The organism is Mycobacterium hubeiense, assembly GCF_002838065.1.
Classification (GTDB): Bacteria; Actinomycetota; Actinomycetes; order Mycobacteriales; family Mycobacteriaceae; genus Mycobacterium; species Mycobacterium hubeiense.
This window is the reverse complement of sequence record NZ_PIZU01000146.1, coordinates 1-453: the sequence shown is the minus strand read 5'-3', so window position 1 is coordinate 453 and position 453 is coordinate 1. Positions and strand designations below refer to the sequence as shown.

The window sequence follows — 453 nt, the reverse complement described above, 5'->3', positions numbered from 1 at the left end:
TCCGCTCGGCGATCCGCGGGCCTGGCCCCAGGCCATCGAGGCGTGGCTGCGGTTGTGCCAGAGCTACGGCTGGGCGCCGGGCGTGATGGGCGCGAGTTCAGCGGCGGCCCAGGCGTATCGCGATGCCGGGCTCAACGCTCTGCAGTTGGGCGATGAGGCGATCCTGCATCCCGACACCTTCCGGCTGTCCGGCCCCGACATGCGCGCGGTGCGCCAAGCGGTGACACGGGCCCGGCGTGCCGGCGTCACGGTGCGGATTCGCCGGCATCGCGATGTCGCCCCCGAGGAGATGGCCGAGGTGATCAAGCGGGCCGACGCCTGGCGCGACACCGAGACCGAGCGCGGCTTCTCGATGGCGCTGGGCCGCCTCGGCGATCCCGCCGACGGGGACTGCCTGCTGGTGGAGGCGGTTCAGGGAAACGGCACCGGCGGGCAGGAGCGAAGCGACACGGG

At 73.3% G+C, this 453-nt stretch carries 1 protein-coding gene; it reads left to right on the top strand.

The window, feature by feature from the left end:
• Positions 1-453, top strand: a 453-nt coding sequence (locus tag CWS39_RS28445; RefSeq protein ID WP_142386996.1) for a phosphatidylglycerol lysyltransferase domain-containing protein, incomplete at both ends; no start/stop codon positions are given.